This is a genomic window from Staphylococcus sp. GDY8P131P, assembly GCF_017891975.1.
Taxonomy (GTDB): Bacteria; Bacillota; Bacilli; order Staphylococcales; family Staphylococcaceae; genus Staphylococcus; species Staphylococcus nepalensis.
Window position 1 is genome coordinate 29,826 of record NZ_JAESKF010000007.1, and the last position, 17,805, is coordinate 47,630.

The following is a 17,805-nucleotide window of genomic DNA, read 5'->3' on the forward strand; positions in this document are numbered from 1 at the left end:
TTACACTCCTATATGCTTTAATATGAATAATATTATTGCTATTGGTACGATTAACATTAATAACAGACTATCAGTCCATCGCCAGTATAATTTACGATAACTTGTGCGCTTTTTATGCGTTTCATATCCTCTGACTTCCATGGCTATTGCTAAATCTTCAGCTCTTTGAAATGCTGAAATAAATAAAGGAACCAATAATGGGATGAAGGCTTTAACTCTGTTGATTAAGCCACCAGAACTAATTTCTGAACCTCTTGATTTTTGTGCTAATATAATTTTATCTAATTCATTCATTAATGTCGGAATGAAGCGTAAAGCAATGGACATCATCATACTCAATTGATGAACTGGTATTTTAATAATTTTTAATGGCGATAATAATCTTTCAAATGCATCTGTAAGATCTAAAGGACTTGTTGTTAAAGTCATGATGGTAGATATCATAATAATAAACATTAATCTTAAAACAATATAGATCCCTTCTAATATGCCGTTTGTATCGATAGAAATGAACCCGAGTTCAAATATACGCACGCCGCCTTTTGTTAAAAATAAATGCATTAAAAATGTAAAAATGAGAAAAATCCATATTGGTGTTAAGCCCTTAATAAGAAACCATGATTTTATGCGAGAAGCTTTCATTATAATAAAAATGATTAAGAACAACCACAAATAAGTGGCAAATGAATGGGCAAAAAATATTAATATGATAAATAGAAATACAAATATTAATTTTGCACGTGGGTCACGTCGATGAATAATAGTATCTAATGGAAGATATCGTCCTATTATGAACTTATCCCTCATCTGCTTGCCACTCCTTATACATATCAGTAAATTCTGATTCTGTTAATGCGACGTGACCAAATTCAAATTGATATTTTGCTTCCACATCTCTTTGCAATTTAACAATATCTGGCACATCTAAATGCATTTCATTAACATATCCATCAGCACTAAATAATTTTCTTGGGGAACAACTTTCGATTAATTTACCATGTTTAATGATTTTCACTTCATCCACATATTTCGCTACATCATTCATTTCATGTGTAACTAATATGATTGTTTTATTTTGCTCAGTTTGAAGTTGCTTTATCATTTCCATAATTTGTGTTCTACTTTTTGGATCCAAACCAGCCGTAGGTTCATCTAAAATAACGATATCCGGATCCATAGCTAATATAGAAGTGATTGCTATTTTTCTCATTTGCCCACCTGACATTTGAAATGGGGATTGTTCAAGGATATCTCTATTAAAACCAAATTCTAATAATAATTGAAATGCGCGTACTTTAACTTCATCCATATTCATATTAAAATTCTTAGGACCAAATAAAATTTCTCTCTCGACCGAATCTTCAAAAAGCTGTGATTCAGGAAATTGGAAAACGACGCCTACACGCTTACGAATTTGTTTCAAAAACTTATCCTTTGTTTTATGTGTGATTGTAATGTCATCGACCTCTAATGCGCCATCAGAAGGTTTTAACAATCCATTAATATGTTGTATCAATGTGGATTTACCTGAGCCCGTTTGGCCTATAACAGCGTAATACTTTCCTTGCTCAAATGTAGTTACAATATCTGCAAGCGCAAGATGCTCATAAGGTGTTCCTTTTTGGTAAACATAAGTCACTTGATTAAATTTAACAGTCATAATTTGTCTACCAACCCCTCATACGAAATGTAGTCAGTAACACCTAACAGTTGCTTATTCATTCTCATCGCAAATGGTAAATCTAAACCAATTTCCGTAAGCGCATCACCTTGGCTAAAAATGGCTTGTGGCGAACCCGTTTGATATAATGAGCCTTTATTTAAAACAATTAAATGATCAGCACCAACGGCTTCTGACAAATCATGTGTAATAGATATAATCGTTACATCTTTTTCTTCTTTTAAGCGATGTATTAATGAGAGTAATTCTTTTCTACCTTCAGGGTCTAACATAGAAGTGGCTTCATCTAAAACAATAATATCTGTATTCAATGCTAAAACACCTGCTATCGCAACACGTTGTTTTTGCCCTCCAGAAAGCGACTGTGGTTCATAAGTAGCTCTATCTAACATATCAACATCCATTAACGCGTTAGGCACAATGGCTTGCATATCCTCATATGACACGCCATTGTTCTCTAACCCAAACGCCACATCGAATTCTACAGTTGAACCAACAAATTGATTTTCTGGATTTTGAAATACAATCCCTATATGTCGTCTTAGTTCATTTAAATTCTCATCATTAATACAAACGTCGTTTAAGTATATTTGACCTTCAAATGGCTTTTCAATACCAATCATCAATTTAGCTATAGTAGATTTACCCGAACCGTTATGGCCTACTATAGATGTCCATTTGCCTTTAGGGATACGAAATGATACATCATTTAACGCAAGTGGTTCATCGCTATTATATTTAAATGATACATGATTAAATATAATCATGCCTTCTTCTTGCGTCATCATATCAATTGCCTCCTAAATCTATACTTTCTCATCATATATTATCTTATTTTACATGAAAAATTAAAAAGAATCACTGTTTCTTCTCTAATTATTTTTAATTTTCATATTAAATTATACTCCTTCGTCTATATCAATGTACTGTCTTATATAAGTCAAAGTGCTTTATTAAATGCAGGATAGATTTAACATAATACTTTCGTGTTTTTCACAAATATATGCAAGTAATACACTAAACTTATTTTGCTAGTACTGCTTATGTATTTGCTTTAGCAAATTTAATTGTCATTCACAGAACACAAAAAAAACAAATTTTTTAGTTCGCTATTGCATAAGTCTAAAGCAGCACGCTAAACTTTCTTTAGCTAGCACTGCTTATGCATTCGCTTATCGAATGTATTCCTTTTTTATTCTGAAGAATTAAGGTTCTGCAGTTCGCTATTGCTTCGCAATTGCATAAGTCCCCCTAAATTCTGAAGAATTAAGGGGGACTAAATAAAAAAGCGCGCACCCCATCTATTTGAGTTCACGCTTTAAAGTTTATTAAGTTTGATGGGGTACTCTGAGCTAGACAATATCTGTATGTGGCAAACATTATCGTTGCACTCATTTGCTTTATATATAGTAGTACGTATATTTAAATTAAACTAATTGTATAATTACTGATTCAGCACCGTCACCACGACGTGGGCCTACTTTAAGGATACGAGTGTAGCCACCTTGACGTTCTGTATAACGTTCAGCAACTTCACCAAATAATTTTTGAAGTGCAGTTTGTGTTGTTTCATCTTCATTTAAGATTTCAACATTACGCAAAGTCTTAGCTGCTTGACGACGAGATGCTAAATCTCCTTTTTTACCTAAAGTGATTAATTTTTCAACAACACTACGTAATTCTTTTGCACGTGCTTCTGTAGTTTCAACACGTTCACTTATGATAAGTGAAGTAGCTAAGTCACGTAACATCGCTTTACGTTGATCAGAAGTACGACCTAATTTTCTGTAACCCATGAGTTAACCTCCTTTTTTATTAATCTTCTTTTCTTAGACCTAGACCTAAATCTTCGAGTTTATATTTAACTTCTTCTAATGATTTACGACCTAAATTGCGGACTTTCATCATGTCAGCTTCAGATTTATCAGCTAATTCTTGAACAGAATTAATACCCGCGCGTTTTAAGCAGTTATATGAACGTACAGATAAATCCAATTCTTCGATAGACATTTCAAGTACTTTTTCTTTTTGGTCTTCTTCTTTTTCAATCATGATTTCAGCATTTTGTGCTTCATCAGTCAATCCAACGAAGATGTTTAAATGTTCAGTTAAGATTTTTGCCGCTAGAGAAACAGACTCTTGTGGCGTGATTGAACCGTTAGTCCAAACATCTAAAGTTAATTTATCAAAATCACTACTTTGACCTACACGTGTATTTTCTACTGTATAGTTAACACGTTCTACTGGTGAATAAAGTGAATCCACTGGAATTACACCAATTGGTAAATCACTAGTGTTATTTTGTTCTGCTAATGCGTAACCTCTACCCTTATTAGCAACAAGACGGATTTTTAAATGTCCACCTTTAGAAACTGTTGCGATTTTAATCTCAGGATTTAAAATCTCTACATCACTATCATGAGTAATGTCACTTGCAGTTACTTCGCCTTCATCTTTTACATCAATTTCTAATGTTTTGTCTTCTTCAGAATAAATTTTTAATGCTAGTTTTTTGATGTTCATAATAATTGTCGAAACATCTTCTACAACATTATCTATTGCTGAGAATTCATGTAACACACCTTCGATTTCGATGTACTTAACGGCTGCACCTGGTAATGAAGATAGTAGGATACGACGTAAGGAGTTTCCTAGTGTAGTACCGTAGCCACGTTCTAGTGGTTCAACAACGAACTTACCGAATTTAGCATCTTCACTAATTTCAATTGTTTCAATTCTAGGTTTTTCGATTTCAATCATTTACAAATATCCTCCTTGATTACGTCGACTTAAATTATACTGTATTTCTCAGTGACCTGCGACAATAACGATAATATTATACGCGACGACGTTTTGGTGGACGACAACCATTATGTGGTACTGGAGTAACGTCACGGATTGCAGTTACATCTAATCCAGCTGATTGTAATGCACGGATTGCTGATTCACGACCAGGACCTGGTCCTTTAACAGTCACTTCAACCGTTTTTAAGCCATGTTCCATAGCTGCTTTCGATGCAGTTTCTGAAGCCATTTGAGCTGCAAAAGGTGTTGATTTTTTTGATCCTTTGAATCCAAGTGCACCTGCTGATGACCATGATAAAGCATTACCAAATTCATCAGTAATAGTTACGATTGTATTATTGAATGTTGAGCGGATGTGTGCTACACCATTCTCAATATTCTTTTTCACTCTACGTTTACGAGATACTTGTTTACGTGCCATTTAAAATTTGCCTCCTTTACCTATTATTTTTTCTTGTTAGCTACAGTTTTAACTGGACCTTTACGAGTACGAGCATTGTTTTTTGTCTTTTGTCCGCGTACTGGTAATCCGCGACGGTGACGAATACCACGGTATGATGAGATTTCCATTAAACGTTTAATGTTTAAGTTTTGCTCACGACGTAAGTCACCTTCTACTTTATAGTTGTCAACTACTTCACGGATACGACCTAATTCGTCATCAGTTAATTCGTTAACGCGTGTATCTGGTGATACATTAGCTTCTTCCACAATCTTTTTAGCTGTAGTAGTGCCGATACCATATACATAAGTTAAAGAAATAACAATACGTTTTTCACGTGGAATATCTACTCCTGCAATACGTGCCATAATTATTTACACCTCTCTTTTATTAGCCTTGTCTTTGTTTATGTTTTGGGTTGCTACAAATTACCATTACTTTACCTTTACGTTTAATGACTTTACATTTTTCGCAAATTGGTTTTACTGATGGTCTTACTTTCATTTTAATACCTCCCTATATTATGGAGTGACGATTATTTATAACGATACGTAATTCTGCCGCGTGTTAAATCATACGGAGACATTTCTACTGTTACTTTGTCGCCAGGTAGAATACGAATATAATTCATTCTGATTTTGCCACTCACGTGAGCTAAAATCTCATGACCATTTTCTAATTCTACTTTAAACATTGCATTTGGTAAAGTATCTAATACTGTACCTTCTAATTCAATAACATCTTGCTTAGCCATTTATTAACTTCCCCCTTTTTACAATAGTTGGTTATCGTCTAAGATCAACTCTAACCATACGAGTCTATAAGTGTTGTTAATAAGTTCAACAAAAATAAAATGAATTACTATATCGCATTGTCACTCTTTCGTTTATACTCTTGGCATTACATAGACCGTACAAAGTTGATACTATTTTAGATTCTCAAGAATTTCGATTACGTCTGAAGTAACCTCTTTAATATCTTTTGAACCGTCAATGTTTTTCAATACATTTTCATTATCATAGTATTCTAAGATAGGCTTAGATTGTTTAACATTGACATTTAAACGATTTGCAACTGTCTCTGGGTTGTCATCTTCACGTTGGTATAATTTACCGCCGTCAATATCACAAATGCCGTCAACTTTTGGAGGATTGAATACAAGATGATAAGTGGTTCCGCATTTTTCGCAAATTCTACGACCAGTAAGGCGGTTCATTAATTCTTCTTCAGGGACCTCTATATTGATAACAGCGTCAATTGTTCTATCTAATTCTTGCATGATTTCACTTAATGCTTTAGCTTGTTCAATAGTACGAGGAAAGCCGTCAAGTAAGAATCCTTTTTTTGCATCGTCTTCTGAAATTCTATCTTTAACGATGCCCACAGTAACTTCATCAGGGACTAATTCTCCACGATCCATGTACGATTTAGCTTCTTTGCCTAAATCCGTTTCATCTTTAATCGCTTTTCTGAACATGTCTCCAGTAGATATGTGTGGAATCGGGAATTTCTTAACAATTTCACTCGCTTGAGTTCCTTTACCTGCGCCAGGTAAACCCATTAAAATGATATTCATAAGTGCCCTCCTACAATTTATCTACCACCAAAGCCTCTATAATCTTTTTGACTCACTTGAGCTTCAAGACTCTTCATTGTTTCAATCGCAACACCAATTACGATAAGTAGACTTGTACCACCAACTTGAATACTTTGTGGTAAATCCATCACCTTAGTGGCAATGATTGGAAGAATAGCAACGACTGCTAAGAATATTGATCCTACAAAGGTCAATCTGTAGAGAACTTTAGTAATATATTTTTTGGTTTGTTCGCCAGGTCTGATCCCTGGGACATAGCTTCCTTGTTTTTTAAGGTTATCAGACATCTTTTCAGGATTGACTTGTACAAATGCATAGAAATAAGTGAAAGCAATGATGAGTACTACGTAAACGATCATTCCGATATTATTCGATGGATTTGCAACGTCAGATATTTTTTGCGCCCAACTAGCATCAGGGAAGAACAATGTTAATGTTCTTGGTAATAAGAAGAACGCCATTGCAAAGATGACTGGTATAACCCCTGCAGAGTTAACTTTCAAAGGTAAATATGTTGCTTGTGAACCTAATCGTTGTGCTGATTGTTTTTTCGCATATTGAATTGGTATTTTACGAATAGCTTGTAGTACAAATATTGCACCAACTGTTAATAATATCATTCCAACAATTAATCCAATAACTTTTAACCATGCTAATGTTGTATCATCTTGCCCCACAAAGGATTGTTGGTAGAACTGGATTAATGATGAAGGTAATGAAGATAAAATACCACCAAAGATTATAATGGAAATACCATTACCAACACCGAATTGAGTGATTTGTTCACCTATCCAAATTAAGAATGCGGTACCCGCTGTTAACACAACAGCTATCGTTAAATAACTAATTACTGATTGGTCTATAATAAGTTGTCCTTGTAAATAATTATTAAACTGGAACGCCATACCTATAGATTGGATAAATGCAAGTACAATTGCAAAATAACGTGTTACATTATTAAGTTTCTTTCTACCTGCATCACCTTGTTTTGCCCACTCAGAAAACTTCGGAACAATATCCATTTGTAATAACTGCATCACAATAGATGCAGTGATATAAGGCATTATACCCATGGCAAAGATAGAAAAGTTCTGCAAGGCTCCGCCACCAAATGTGTTTAACAAGTCAGTGACACCTTGAGAACCTTGTTGACTGTCAAATGCAGCTGGATTTACACCAGGTGCAGGAATATAAGTACCTATTTTAAAAATAACTAACATTGCGAGAGTAAAAAAGATCTTGTTACGAACTTCTTTTGTAGTAAAGAAGCTCACAAGCGTTTGAAACATTAGATCACCTCGTGTGCTCCGCCTTTAGCATCAATAGCTTCTGCTGCAGATGCAGAGAATTTGTTAGCTTTCACTGTTAACTTCTTGTCAAGTGAACCTTTACCTAATACTTTAATACCAGATTTTTCACTTTTAACTACACCAGATTCTACTAATAAAGCAGGAGTTACTTCAGTACCATCCTCAAATTTATTAAGTTGGTCTAAGTTAACAATAGCATATTCTTTGCGGTTAATGTTAGTAAAGCCTCGTTTTGGTAAACGACGGAATAAAGGTAATTGTCCACCTTCGAAACCTGGTCTTAAACTACCACCTGAACGCGCTTTTTGTCCTTTTTGTCCACGGCCACTAGTTTTACCGTTACCAGTAGCTGCACCACGACCTACGCGGTTACGAACTTTGCGAGAACCTTCTGCTGGTTTTAACTCATGTAATTTCATTTCGGCACCTCCTTAATTATTGTTTTTCTACTGTCACTAAGTGACTTACTTTGTTGATTTGCCCACGAATAGCAGGGTTATCTTCAACAACTACTGAAGAGTTTGTTTTTTTCAAACCTAAAGCTTCAACAGTTTTACGTTGTGTTTCTGGACGACCTATAACACTACGAGTGAGGGTAATTTGTAATTTAGCCATAACTTATTTTCCCTCCTTAATTATATAATTCTTCTACTGACTTGCCACGTAATTTCGCAACTTGTTCAGCATTTTTAAGGTTTTGTAATCCATTAAGTGTTGCACGCACCATGTTGATTGGTGTGTTTGATCCTAAAGATTTACTTAAGATATCAGTGATACCTGCTAATTCTAATACTGCACGAACAGGGCCACCCGCAATAACACCAGTACCAGGAGCTGCTGGTTTCATTAATACACTACCTGAACTGAATTGTCCAGTAATCGTGTGAGGCGTTGTACCTTCGACACGTGGAACTTCAACTAAGTTTTTCTTAGCTGCTTCTACTGCTTTTTTGATTGCTTCAGGTACCTCTTGTGCTTTACCAGTACCGAATCCAACGCGACCGTTTTTGTCTCCAACTACTACTAAAGCGCTAAAACGGAAACTACGACCACCTTTTACAACTTTTGCAACACGGTTAATTGTAACAACGCGTTCTTCAAATTCTTTCGCTTCTTCTCTACGAGCCATGTAAATGTCCCTCCTTTAAATTAAAATTCTAAACCATTTTCACGAGCTGCATCTGCTAACGCTTTAACACGTCCGTGATATAAATATCCTCCACGGTCAAAAACAATTGTTTTCACACCATTTTCGCTAGCTCTTTTAGCAACAGTTTCGCCGACTTTAGCTGACAAATCAACTTTTGATCCAGTTTCGTTAGCTAGATCTTTATCTTGAGTTGAAGCTTGTGCTAATGTTCTGCCATTAACATCATCGATAACTTGTGCATAAATGTGTTTATTTGAACGATAAACATTTAAACGTGGTTTTTCAGCAGTGCCAGCTAGTTTGCTACGGACACGTGCATGTCTTTTTAAACGCACTTTATTTTTATCAATTTTGCTGATCATTTTATTACTCCTTTCTTCTGAAAGTTATTTATTATTTACCAGTTTTACCTTCTTTACGGCGAACATATTCACCTTGGTAACGAATTCCTTTACCTTTATAAGGTTCTGGAGGTCTTACTGAACGAATGTTTGAAGCGATAGCTCCAACTTGTTCTTTAGAGATACCTTCTACAGTTACTGTAGTGTTCTTCTCAACGCCGAACGTGATACCGTCTTCAGCTTTAAACTCAACTGGGTGAGAGTAGCCAACGTTTAATAATAGGTCATTACCTTGCATTTGCGCACGGTAACCTACACCTACAAGTTCAAGTGTTTTTTTGTAACCATCTTTAACACCTTGAATCATATTATTGATTAAAGCACGCGTTGTACCATGAACTGTTCTATCATCTTGAGAATCAGTTGGTCTTACAACTTCTAATGTGTTTTCATCTTGTTTATATGTCATTCTTTCATTCATTGTTTGTGATAATTCACCTTTAGGACCTTTGACAGAAACTGTATTTCCTTCGATAGTTACTGTAACGTCACTAGGGATGTCAATAATTTTTTTACCAACACGACTCATGTTATCGCACCTCCTTATTATTAATAATTACCAAACGTAACCTAAGATTTCTCCACCAATATTACGTTTTCTTGCTTCTTTATCAGTGATAACACCTTCAGAAGTTGAAACTAATGCAATACCTAAACCATTAAGTACTCTTGGTACTTCATTCGCTTTAGCATACACACGTAAACCTGGTTTTGAGATACGTTTTAATCCAGTGATAACACGTTCATTATTTTGACCATATTTAAGGAATAAACGGATAACCCCTTGTTTATCGTCTTCAACATATTCTACGTTTTTAATGAAACCTTCACTTTTTAATATTTCAGCAATTTCTTTTTTAATATTTGAAGCAGGTAATTCTAACTTGTCATGACGCACCATGTTTGCGTTTCTTACTCGAGTTAGCATATCTGCAATTGGATCGTTGATTGTCATTGAATGTTGCCTCCTTTCAGACTTTTTTCTATTACCAGCTAGCTTTACGAACGCCAGGGATTTGGCCTTTATAAGCTAATTCACGGAAACAAATACGGCATAATTTAAATTTACGATATACAGAATGTGGACGACCACAGCGTTGACAACGCGTATATTCACGTACTTGGAACTTTTGTTTTTTTTGTTGCTTAGCAACCATTGAACTTTTAGCCACTTAATTAGCCTCCTTTAGAGATTATTTTTGAAATGGCATACCGAATTGTGTTAACAATTCACGAGCTTCCTCGTCAGTGTTAGCAGTCGTTACGATAACGATATCCATTCCTCTTATTTTGCTTACGCGATCATAGTCTATTTCAGGGAAAATTAATTGTTCTTTAACACCTAATGTGTAGTTACCTCTACCGTCGAATGCTGATTTTGAAACACCACGGAAGTCACGTACACGTGGAAGTGATACAGATATTAATTTATCTAAAAAGTCATACATTCTTTCACCACGAAGTGTTACTTTAGCTCCAATTGGCATACCTTCACGTAAACGGAATGTAGCGACAGATTTTTTTGCTTTAGTTACTAATGGTTTTTGCCCAGTGATTGCTTGTAATTCTTCTACAGCATCATCTAATACTTTAGCGTTTTGTACAGCATCACCAACACCCATGTTTACTACAATTTTTTCTATTTTTGGTACTTCCATTACAGAACTATAGTTGAATTTTTTCACTAAGTCGGATGTAACTTCGGTATTGAATTTTTCTTTTAAACGATTCACAGTGGATCCTCCTTTCAACTAGTTATTAATTATTAGATTTGATTTCTTCGCCAGATTTTTTAGCTACACGAACTTTTTTGCCATCTTCGAATTTATAACCTACACGAGTCGGTTCATTCGTTTTTGGATCTAATAATTGTACATTAGAAACATGGATTGCTGCCTCTGTTTCTAAGATTCCACCTTCAGGATTAAATTGAGTTGGTTTTTGGTGTTTTTTGATAGTGTTAACACCTTCCACAACGACACGGTCTTTTTTAGGTTCAGTAGCTACTACTTTACCTTCTTTACCTTTGTCTTTACCTGCGATAACTTTTACGTTGTCACCTTTTTTGATATGCATGTGTGGCACCTCCTTAAATTTATATATTTATAAATAGTTTATTATAGTACTTCTGGAGCTAATGATACGATTTTCATGAAATTACCTTCACGTAATTCACGCGCAACTGGTCCAAAAATACGAGTACCACGTGGGCCTTTGTCGTCACGAATGATGACACATGCATTTTCATCAAATTTGATATATGAACCGTCATTACGACGTACACCTGATTTAGTACGTACAACAACAGCTTTAACTACTTCACCTTTTTTGACAACGCCGCCTGGTGTAGCATGTTTAACAGTAACGACGATAACGTCACCAATGTTCGCTGTTTTACGACCAGATCCACCTAATACTTTGACTGTAAGTACTTCACGTGCACCAGAGTTATCTGCTACTTTTAATCGTGTTTCTTGTTGGATCATGAGTTAAACCTCCTTTATCTTCACTGTTTATTAAATAATTACTGATTCTTCAACAATATCTACTAAACGGAAACGCTTAGTTGCTGATAAAGGACGTGTTTCTTGAATCTTAACGATGTCCCCTAATTTAGCTGAGTTGTTTTCATCATGTGTTTTGTATTTTTTAGAGTATTTTACTCGTTTGCCATATAGTTTGTCGGTCTTGTATGTTTCAACAAGTACAGTTACTGTCTTATCCATTTTATCGGAAACGACTCTACCTACATAAACTTTACGATCATTTCTTTCGCTCACTTTAGTAACCTCCTCTTTCAATTAAATTATTGATTAGCCTTACCTTGTTCAATTTCTCTTTCACGAGCAACAGTTTTTAGACGTGCAATCGTTTTTCTTACTGTACGAATACGTGCAGTTTCCTCTAATTGACCTGTAGCTAACTGAAAGCGTAGGTTAAAAAGCTCCTCTTTTGAAGATTTGATTTGTGCTTCGATTTCAGAAGTGGTTAAGTCTCTAATTTCCTTAGCTTTCATTTGTTTCACCACCCAATTCTTCACGTTTTACAAACTTAGTTTTAACTGGAAGTTTGTGACTTGCTAAACGTAATGCTTCACGCGCAACTTCTTCGTTTACGCCTGCAACTTCAAATAAAATTCTACCTGGTTTTGCAACAGCAATCCAGCCTTCAACGGCACCTTTACCAGCACCCATACGAACTTCTAAAGGTTTTTTAGTGTAAGGTGTATGTGGGAAGATTTTGATCCAAACTTTCCCGCCACGTTTCATATAACGAGTCATTGCAATACGAGCTGATTCGATTTGACGAGATGTAATCCAAGACGTTGTAGTAGCTTGTAAACCATACTCACCAAATGTTACATAGTTACCGCCTTTAGAACGACCAGTTGTTTTAGGACGATGTTGACGACGATATTTAACACGTTTTGGTAGTAACATTATTATTTTCCTCCTTCACTAGTGTTCTTAGTAGGAAGAACTTCTCCACGATAAATCCACACTTTGACACCTAACTTACCATAAGTTGTGTCTGCTTCTGCGTGTGCATAGCCTATGTCAGCACGTAGTGTATGAAGTGGAACAGTTCCTTCTGAATATTGTTCTGCACGAGCGATATCAGCACCAGCTAAACGGCCAGATACTTGTGTTTTGATACCTTTAGCACCTTGTTTCATCGCTCTTGTAATTGCTTGTTTTTGTACACGACGGAATGATGCACGGTTTTCTAATTGACGTGCAATGTTTTCTGCTACTAATTTAGCATCTAAATCAACTTTTTTGATTTCAATTACGTTGATGTGTACTTTTTTGTTTGTTAATGAATTTAATTTGTTACGAAGTTTTTCAATTTCTGAACCGCCTTTACCGATTACCATACCTGGCTTACCAGTGTGAATAGCGATGTTGATACGATTAGCAGCACGTTCAATTTCTACATGAGAAACTGAAGCTTCTTTTAATGCGTTATCAATAAACTTACGGATTTTTAAATCTTCGTGTAATAATGATGCGAAGTCTTTTTCTGCATACCATTTAGCTTCCCAATCACGGATTACACCGACACGAAGTCCAATTGGATTAATTTTTTGACCCACAGTGTTCCCTCCTTAAGAATTTATTAAGCTTCTTTCGCTTCTTCTTTACCGTCACTCACGACGATTGTAATGTGGCTTGTACGTTTGTTGATCGCACTTGCACTACCTTGTGCACGTGGACGGAAACGTTTTAATGTTGGTCCTTCATTAGCATAAGCTTCTTTAACTACTAATTCATCTGTATTCATGTCGTAGTTATGTTCAGCATTCGCTAAAGCGGACATTAATAATTTTTCAATTACTGGCGATGAAGCCTTGTTTGTTAATTTTAAGATCGCAATCGCTTCACCAGCGCTTTTGCCTCTAATTAGATCTAATACTAATCTAACTTTACGAGGTGCGATTCTTATTGTTTTAGCAACCGCTTTTGCTTCCATTCCAATTTCCTCCTCTACCTGTTAGATACTATCTTCTTGTTTTTTTATCGTCTGCTACGTGACCTTTAAATGTACGTGTTGGTGCAAACTCTCCTAGTTTATGACCAACCATATCTTCTGTTACGAATACAGGTACATGTTTACGTCCATCATAAACAGCGAATGTATGTCCGATGAAATCAGGGAAAACAGTTGAACGACGTGACCAAGTTTTGATTACTTGTTTTTTCTCACTTCCGCTTTGAGCTTCAACCTTTTTCATTAAGTGATCGTCAACGAAAGGTCCTTTTTTAATACTACGAGCCATAGTGGCGCCTCCCTTCTTATTATGTGCGTGCAGCGTTTAAGCCGCACACCCAAATAAGTTATTTTTATTTTTTCTTCTTACGTCCACGAACGATAAGTTTATCAGATGATTTTTTACCGCGACGTGTTTTCTTACCAAGTGTTGGTTTGCCCCATGGTGACATTGGAGAAGGCATACCGATTGGTGCGCGTCCTTCACCACCACCGTGTGGGTGATCGTTAGGGTTCATAACAGAACCACGAACTGTTGGGCGAAGACCTTTCCATCTTGAACGGCCAGCTTTACCAACATTAACAAGTTCATGTTGAATATTGCCAACTTGACCTATTGTCGCACGGCAAGTTGAAAGAATCATACGTACTTCGCCAGATCTTAATCTGATTAATACATATTTACCTTCTTTACCTAATACTTGCGCACTAGCGCCAGCAGAACGAGCAATTTGTCCACCTTTACCAGGTTTCAACTCGATATTATGAATAATTGTACCTACTGGAATGTTTTGTAATGGTAATGCATTACCAACTTTAATATCTGCATTTTCACCGTTTTCAAGTATTTGACCTACTTTTAAGTTTTTAGGCGCAATAATGTAACGTTTTTCTCCATCAGCATAAAATAACAATGCGATGTTTGCTGAACGGTTTGGATCATATTGAATTGAATCAACTTTTGCTTGGATACCATCTTTGTTACGTTTGAAATCAATTACACGGTATTGACGTTTATGCCCTCCACCATGGTGGCGAACAGTCAATTTACCTTGGTGATTTCGTCCCGCTCTTTTCGGTAGCGGTTGTAATAATGACTTTTCTGGAGTAGTTTTCGTAATTTCTGCGAAATCTAAACTAGTCATATTACGACGACCGTTAGTAATTGGCTTATATTTTTTTAGAGCCATTGTCGTTTACCTCCTTATTGGTAATTTATTAGTTAAATAGATCGATTGATCCTTCTTTTAGTTTAACGATTGCTACGCGTCGTTTGTTTGTATAGCCTTGGTAACGGCCCATACGTTTTTTCTTCGGTTTGTAGTTGATGATGTTTACACTATCAACTTTAACATCGAAGATTTCTTCTACAGCAATTTTTACTTGTGTTTTATTAGCACGAGTATCAACATCGAATGTATATTTGTCTTCAGCCATTGCAACTGATGATTTTTCAGTAATTACGGGGCGCTTAAGAACGTCTCTTGCTTCCATTATCCGAGCACCTCCTCAACTTTTTTAGCAGCTGCTTCTGTGATTACTACACTGTCAGCGCTTGTTAAATCTAGAACGTTTAAACCTTGTGCTGTTGTCACTTGAACGCCAGGGATGTTACGAGCTGATAATGCCACGTTCACATCTTCAGATTCTGTGATTACTAACACTTTTTCAGGTTGTTCTAAGTTAGAAAGTACAGTTTTGAATTCTTTCGTTTTCGGAGCTTCAAAACTTAATGTATCTACAACTGTTAAGCTATTTTCTTGTGCTTTAAATGATAATGCTGAACGCAATGCTAAACGGCGCATTTTTTTAGGCATTTTATAAGCATAGCTTCTTGGTGTTGGTCCAAATACGATACCACCACCACGCCATTGTGGAGCACGAATTGTACCTTGACGCGCACGTCCTGTACCTTTTTGTCTCCATGGTTTACGTCCACCACCACGTACTGCTGAACGGTTCTTAACAGCATGAGTACCTTGGCGTAATGAAGCACGTTGTAAGTTAATTGCTTCAAAAAGAACATTGTTGTTTGGTTCGATTGCAAATACTGCATCGCTTAATTCAACTGAACCTGATTTAGTTCCATCTACTTTTAATACATCATAATTTGCCATTATGCATTTCCTCCTTTCGCTCTATTTTATTTATTACCTTTAATTGATGAAGAAATTTCTAAGAATCCTTTTTTAGGACCTGGCACGTTACCTTTTACTAAAATAACATTATTTTCAGTATCAACTTGAACTACTTCTAAGTTTTGGACTGTTACAGTGTTTCCACCCATACGTCCAGGCATCTTTTGCCCTTTGAAAACTTTTGAAGCGTCTGACGCCATACCTACTGAACCAGGTGATCTATGGAAATGAGAACCATGTGACATTGGTCCGCGTGCTTGATTATGACGCTTAATGGCACCTTGGAAACCTTTACCTTTAGATACGCCAGTTACATCAATGATTTCACCGGCTTCAAATGTATCAACTGAGACTTCTTGACCTACTTCGTATTCATCAACGTTAACGTTTCTGAATTCACGAATGAAGCGCTTAGGTGCTGAATCTGCTTTTTTAGCATGTCCTTCAGCTGGCTTATTAGCATATTTGCTTGATTTGCTTCCTTTTTTGTAAGCTTCTTTATCAGCATAGCCTACTTGGATTGCATTATAGCCATCTACTTCTTCAGTTTTCTTTTGTAATACTACGTTTTTACTAGCTTCTACTACTGTTACTGGGATTAAATCACCATTTTCACCGAAAACTTGTGTCATCCCGATTTTTCTTCCTAAGATTCCTTTGGTCATCGAAAGTCCACCTCCTAATTTTTTTATAATTTAATTTCGATGTCTACACCGGATGGTAAGTTTAAGCCCATAAGAGCGTCTACTGTTTTTGGTGTAGGGTTAACAATATCGATTAAGCGTTTATGTGTACGTTGTTCGAATTGTTCACGTGAATCTTTGTACATATGCACGGCACGAATTACAGTGTAAACTGATCTTTCAGTTGGTAACGGAATTGGTCCAGAAACGTCTGCACCAGAACGTTTTGCTGTTTCAACAATTTTTTCTGCAGATTGATCGATAACTCTGTGATCATAAGCTTTTAATCTGATTCTGATTTTTTGTTTTGCCATAATTTTCCCTCCTTATACGTCTACATTTAAGTGATAGACTTCTCCACGAAAACTATCTCACACAGCGCCATGGCAAAGCGGCCGGGTGTGTCAGTAACCTTTCGCTTCATCGCGTGTTCTTAAAGTCCAACATTAGATATGTTACATGAAAAGCAGTGAGTTTTCAAGCTTTTCTGCAAAACTTTTTTACTTTTTGCCTAACACATACCTTGTTATTATACTTGAATAAAATATTCAGTTCAACCTCTTTTGAAAAATTTTTATACTTTTATTTTATGATAGTCATCGAATGACTAAATATTATTTTTCTTTTTTAATTTCGTTTATACTATACAATGTCAGGTGGTGAATATTTATGAAAAGTGGTATTCGTACAACGCTTATCGTATTAAGTCTCATTTTAATTATTGGAGAATTTATATATGGCGTTCCCTTTTTAGGAGGCAGTATTATCTTTAGTTTTGGTTGGCAGCCATTGCTTTTGAATGCATTGCTGTATTTTATAATTGTTATTATATTAGTTGCAGATAAGCAAAATACTATTAAACCAATGTTATTAATTCCATTATTAGGTGTGATTGGTTCATTTATAGCATTTGTACCGTTTATCGGTATGATCATCCATTGGATTTTATTCTTTTTAATGTTGTTCTTTATTTTAATTGTATTTTCTACGCCACTATATATCCCAAATAAGCATGCAAAAGTTGTTTATACTCAAGAAAAACAGGAAGAAAAAAATTAGTTATCATATTATTCATACTTTCTAGTTAGGTGAAACATTATAATGTAG

Annotated in this window: 33 protein-coding genes; 1 reads left to right on the plus strand and 32 read right to left on the minus strand. The window is 35.7% G+C overall.

Translation table 11 applies throughout. The features are described from left to right. The 32 genes from KA894_RS07305 to rpsJ form a co-directional block, all read right to left on the minus strand. Positions 1-807 carry an energy-coupling factor transporter transmembrane component T family protein gene (locus KA894_RS07305; protein WP_119487679.1) on the minus strand — a complete coding sequence of 269 codons (807 nt, stop codon included), beginning with the start codon at positions 805-807 and terminating at the stop codon, positions 1-3. Beyond that, positions 797-1,660 carry an energy-coupling factor transporter ATPase gene (locus KA894_RS07310; RefSeq protein WP_119487680.1) on the minus strand — a complete coding sequence of 288 codons (864 nt, stop codon included), beginning with the start codon at positions 1,658-1,660 and terminating at the stop codon, positions 797-799. Before KA894_RS07310 ends, KA894_RS07305 begins: the two co-directional genes overlap by 11 nt. Then, complete coding sequence (locus KA894_RS07315; protein ID WP_096811200.1) at positions 1,657-2,466, minus strand: energy-coupling factor transporter ATPase; 810 nt, start codon at positions 2,464-2,466, stop codon at positions 1,657-1,659. Before KA894_RS07315 ends, KA894_RS07310 begins: the two co-directional genes overlap by 4 nt. Before the next feature lie 642 nt (positions 2,467-3,108). After that, positions 3,109-3,477 (minus strand): 50S ribosomal protein L17, encoded by a 369-nt coding sequence (gene rplQ, locus KA894_RS07320; RefSeq protein ID WP_119487681.1) that lies wholly within the window; start codon positions 3,475-3,477, stop codon positions 3,109-3,111. A gap of 19 nt (positions 3,478-3,496) precedes the next feature. Continuing rightward, positions 3,497-4,441: a DNA-directed RNA polymerase subunit alpha gene (locus tag KA894_RS07325; RefSeq protein WP_019468661.1), complete on the minus strand. Its 945-nt coding sequence runs from the start codon at positions 4,439-4,441 to the stop codon at positions 3,497-3,499. Between the two features lie 76 nt (positions 4,442-4,517). Further along, on the minus strand, positions 4,518-4,907 hold the full coding sequence (gene rpsK, locus KA894_RS07330) for a 30S ribosomal protein S11 (protein ID WP_096808700.1): 390 nt from the start codon (positions 4,905-4,907) through the stop codon (positions 4,518-4,520). A gap of 23 nt (positions 4,908-4,930) precedes the next feature. Beyond that, positions 4,931-5,296: a 30S ribosomal protein S13 gene (gene rpsM / locus KA894_RS07335; RefSeq protein WP_096808699.1), complete on the minus strand. Its 366-nt coding sequence runs from the start codon at positions 5,294-5,296 to the stop codon at positions 4,931-4,933. A 22-nt stretch (positions 5,297-5,318) separates the two neighbouring features. After that, on the minus strand, positions 5,319-5,432 hold the full coding sequence (rpmJ, locus tag KA894_RS07340; protein WP_002482634.1) for a 50S ribosomal protein L36: 114 nt from the start codon (positions 5,430-5,432) through the stop codon (positions 5,319-5,321). A 31-nt stretch (positions 5,433-5,463) separates the two neighbouring features. Further along, a complete protein-coding gene (infA, locus tag KA894_RS07345; protein WP_001118443.1) occupies positions 5,464-5,682 on the minus strand; it encodes a translation initiation factor IF-1 in 219 nt (72 codons plus the stop codon). Between the two features lie 171 nt (positions 5,683-5,853). Continuing rightward, complete coding sequence (locus KA894_RS07350; protein ID WP_096808698.1) at positions 5,854-6,504, minus strand: adenylate kinase; 651 nt, start codon at positions 6,502-6,504, stop codon at positions 5,854-5,856. 17 nt (positions 6,505-6,521) lie between these two features. Continuing rightward, a complete protein-coding gene (gene secY / locus KA894_RS07355) occupies positions 6,522-7,814 on the minus strand; it encodes a preprotein translocase subunit SecY (RefSeq protein WP_096808697.1) in 1,293 nt (430 codons plus the stop codon). Then, positions 7,814-8,254, minus strand: a complete 441-nt coding sequence (gene rplO, locus KA894_RS07360; protein WP_096808696.1) for a 50S ribosomal protein L15 — start codon at positions 8,252-8,254, stop codon at positions 7,814-7,816. The genes secY and rplO overlap by 1 nt, the downstream gene beginning before the upstream one ends. Positions 8,255-8,270: 16 nt before the next feature. Next, positions 8,271-8,450, minus strand: a complete 180-nt coding sequence (rpmD, locus tag KA894_RS07365) for a 50S ribosomal protein L30 (RefSeq protein WP_096808695.1) — start codon at positions 8,448-8,450, stop codon at positions 8,271-8,273. 16 nt (positions 8,451-8,466) lie between these two features. Continuing rightward, positions 8,467-8,964 (minus strand): 30S ribosomal protein S5, encoded by a 498-nt coding sequence (gene rpsE / locus KA894_RS07370; RefSeq protein ID WP_096808694.1) that lies wholly within the window; start codon positions 8,962-8,964, stop codon positions 8,467-8,469. A 20-nt stretch (positions 8,965-8,984) separates the two neighbouring features. After that, positions 8,985-9,347 carry a 50S ribosomal protein L18 gene (rplR, locus tag KA894_RS07375; RefSeq protein ID WP_096808693.1) on the minus strand — a complete coding sequence of 121 codons (363 nt, stop codon included), beginning with the start codon at positions 9,345-9,347 and terminating at the stop codon, positions 8,985-8,987. 31 nt (positions 9,348-9,378) lie between these two features. Next, on the minus strand, positions 9,379-9,915 hold the full coding sequence (rplF, locus tag KA894_RS07380; RefSeq protein WP_096808692.1) for a 50S ribosomal protein L6: 537 nt from the start codon (positions 9,913-9,915) through the stop codon (positions 9,379-9,381). A gap of 27 nt (positions 9,916-9,942) precedes the next feature. After that, positions 9,943-10,341, minus strand: a complete 399-nt coding sequence (gene rpsH / locus KA894_RS07385) for a 30S ribosomal protein S8 (protein WP_096808691.1) — start codon at positions 10,339-10,341, stop codon at positions 9,943-9,945. A 31-nt stretch (positions 10,342-10,372) separates the two neighbouring features. Further along, positions 10,373-10,558: a type Z 30S ribosomal protein S14 gene (locus KA894_RS07390; protein ID WP_096808690.1), complete on the minus strand. Its 186-nt coding sequence runs from the start codon at positions 10,556-10,558 to the stop codon at positions 10,373-10,375. A gap of 21 nt (positions 10,559-10,579) precedes the next feature. Beyond that, on the minus strand, positions 10,580-11,119 hold the full coding sequence (gene rplE / locus KA894_RS07395; protein ID WP_096808689.1) for a 50S ribosomal protein L5: 540 nt from the start codon (positions 11,117-11,119) through the stop codon (positions 10,580-10,582). 25 nt (positions 11,120-11,144) lie between these two features. Then, positions 11,145-11,462 (minus strand): 50S ribosomal protein L24, encoded by a 318-nt coding sequence (rplX, locus tag KA894_RS07400; protein ID WP_096808688.1) that lies wholly within the window; start codon positions 11,460-11,462, stop codon positions 11,145-11,147. A 41-nt stretch (positions 11,463-11,503) separates the two neighbouring features. Continuing rightward, a complete protein-coding gene (gene rplN, locus KA894_RS07405; protein ID WP_019468649.1) occupies positions 11,504-11,872 on the minus strand; it encodes a 50S ribosomal protein L14 in 369 nt (122 codons plus the stop codon). A gap of 30 nt (positions 11,873-11,902) precedes the next feature. After that, positions 11,903-12,166, minus strand: a complete 264-nt coding sequence (rpsQ, locus tag KA894_RS07410) for a 30S ribosomal protein S17 (RefSeq protein ID WP_096808687.1) — start codon at positions 12,164-12,166, stop codon at positions 11,903-11,905. A gap of 26 nt (positions 12,167-12,192) precedes the next feature. Further along, positions 12,193-12,402: a 50S ribosomal protein L29 gene (rpmC, locus tag KA894_RS07415; RefSeq protein ID WP_002509269.1), complete on the minus strand. Its 210-nt coding sequence runs from the start codon at positions 12,400-12,402 to the stop codon at positions 12,193-12,195. After that, positions 12,392-12,826, minus strand: a complete 435-nt coding sequence (gene rplP / locus KA894_RS07420; protein ID WP_019468647.1) for a 50S ribosomal protein L16 — start codon at positions 12,824-12,826, stop codon at positions 12,392-12,394. Before rplP ends, rpmC begins: the two co-directional genes overlap by 11 nt. A 2-nt stretch (positions 12,827-12,828) precedes the next feature. Beyond that, positions 12,829-13,482: a 30S ribosomal protein S3 gene (gene rpsC, locus KA894_RS07425; RefSeq protein ID WP_096808686.1), complete on the minus strand. Its 654-nt coding sequence runs from the start codon at positions 13,480-13,482 to the stop codon at positions 12,829-12,831. A 23-nt stretch (positions 13,483-13,505) separates the two neighbouring features. Continuing rightward, positions 13,506-13,859 (minus strand): 50S ribosomal protein L22, encoded by a 354-nt coding sequence (rplV, locus tag KA894_RS07430; RefSeq protein WP_096808685.1) that lies wholly within the window; start codon positions 13,857-13,859, stop codon positions 13,506-13,508. A 28-nt stretch (positions 13,860-13,887) separates the two neighbouring features. Then, a complete protein-coding gene (rpsS, locus tag KA894_RS07435; protein WP_096808684.1) occupies positions 13,888-14,166 on the minus strand; it encodes a 30S ribosomal protein S19 in 279 nt (92 codons plus the stop codon). Between the two features lie 64 nt (positions 14,167-14,230). Next, a complete protein-coding gene (gene rplB, locus KA894_RS07440; protein ID WP_096808683.1) occupies positions 14,231-15,067 on the minus strand; it encodes a 50S ribosomal protein L2 in 837 nt (278 codons plus the stop codon). 28 nt (positions 15,068-15,095) lie between these two features. Next, a complete protein-coding gene (gene rplW / locus KA894_RS07445; RefSeq protein ID WP_019468642.1) occupies positions 15,096-15,371 on the minus strand; it encodes a 50S ribosomal protein L23 in 276 nt (91 codons plus the stop codon). Next, positions 15,371-15,994 carry a 50S ribosomal protein L4 gene (gene rplD / locus KA894_RS07450; protein WP_096808682.1) on the minus strand — a complete coding sequence of 208 codons (624 nt, stop codon included), beginning with the start codon at positions 15,992-15,994 and terminating at the stop codon, positions 15,371-15,373. The genes rplW and rplD overlap by 1 nt, the downstream gene beginning before the upstream one ends. Positions 15,995-16,020: 26 nt before the next feature. Next, on the minus strand, positions 16,021-16,680 hold the full coding sequence (gene rplC / locus KA894_RS07455) for a 50S ribosomal protein L3 (protein WP_096808681.1): 660 nt from the start codon (positions 16,678-16,680) through the stop codon (positions 16,021-16,023). A gap of 23 nt (positions 16,681-16,703) precedes the next feature. Further along, complete coding sequence (gene rpsJ, locus KA894_RS07460) at positions 16,704-17,012, minus strand: 30S ribosomal protein S10 (RefSeq protein WP_204180268.1); 309 nt, start codon at positions 17,010-17,012, stop codon at positions 16,704-16,706. A 355-nt stretch (positions 17,013-17,367) separates the two neighbouring features. On the opposite strand from rpsJ, the gene KA894_RS07465 reads away from it, so the two are divergent. Then, positions 17,368-17,757, plus strand: a complete 390-nt coding sequence (locus KA894_RS07465; RefSeq protein WP_096808680.1) for a hypothetical protein — start codon at positions 17,368-17,370, stop codon at positions 17,755-17,757. Positions 17,758-17,805 lie beyond the last annotated feature (48 nt).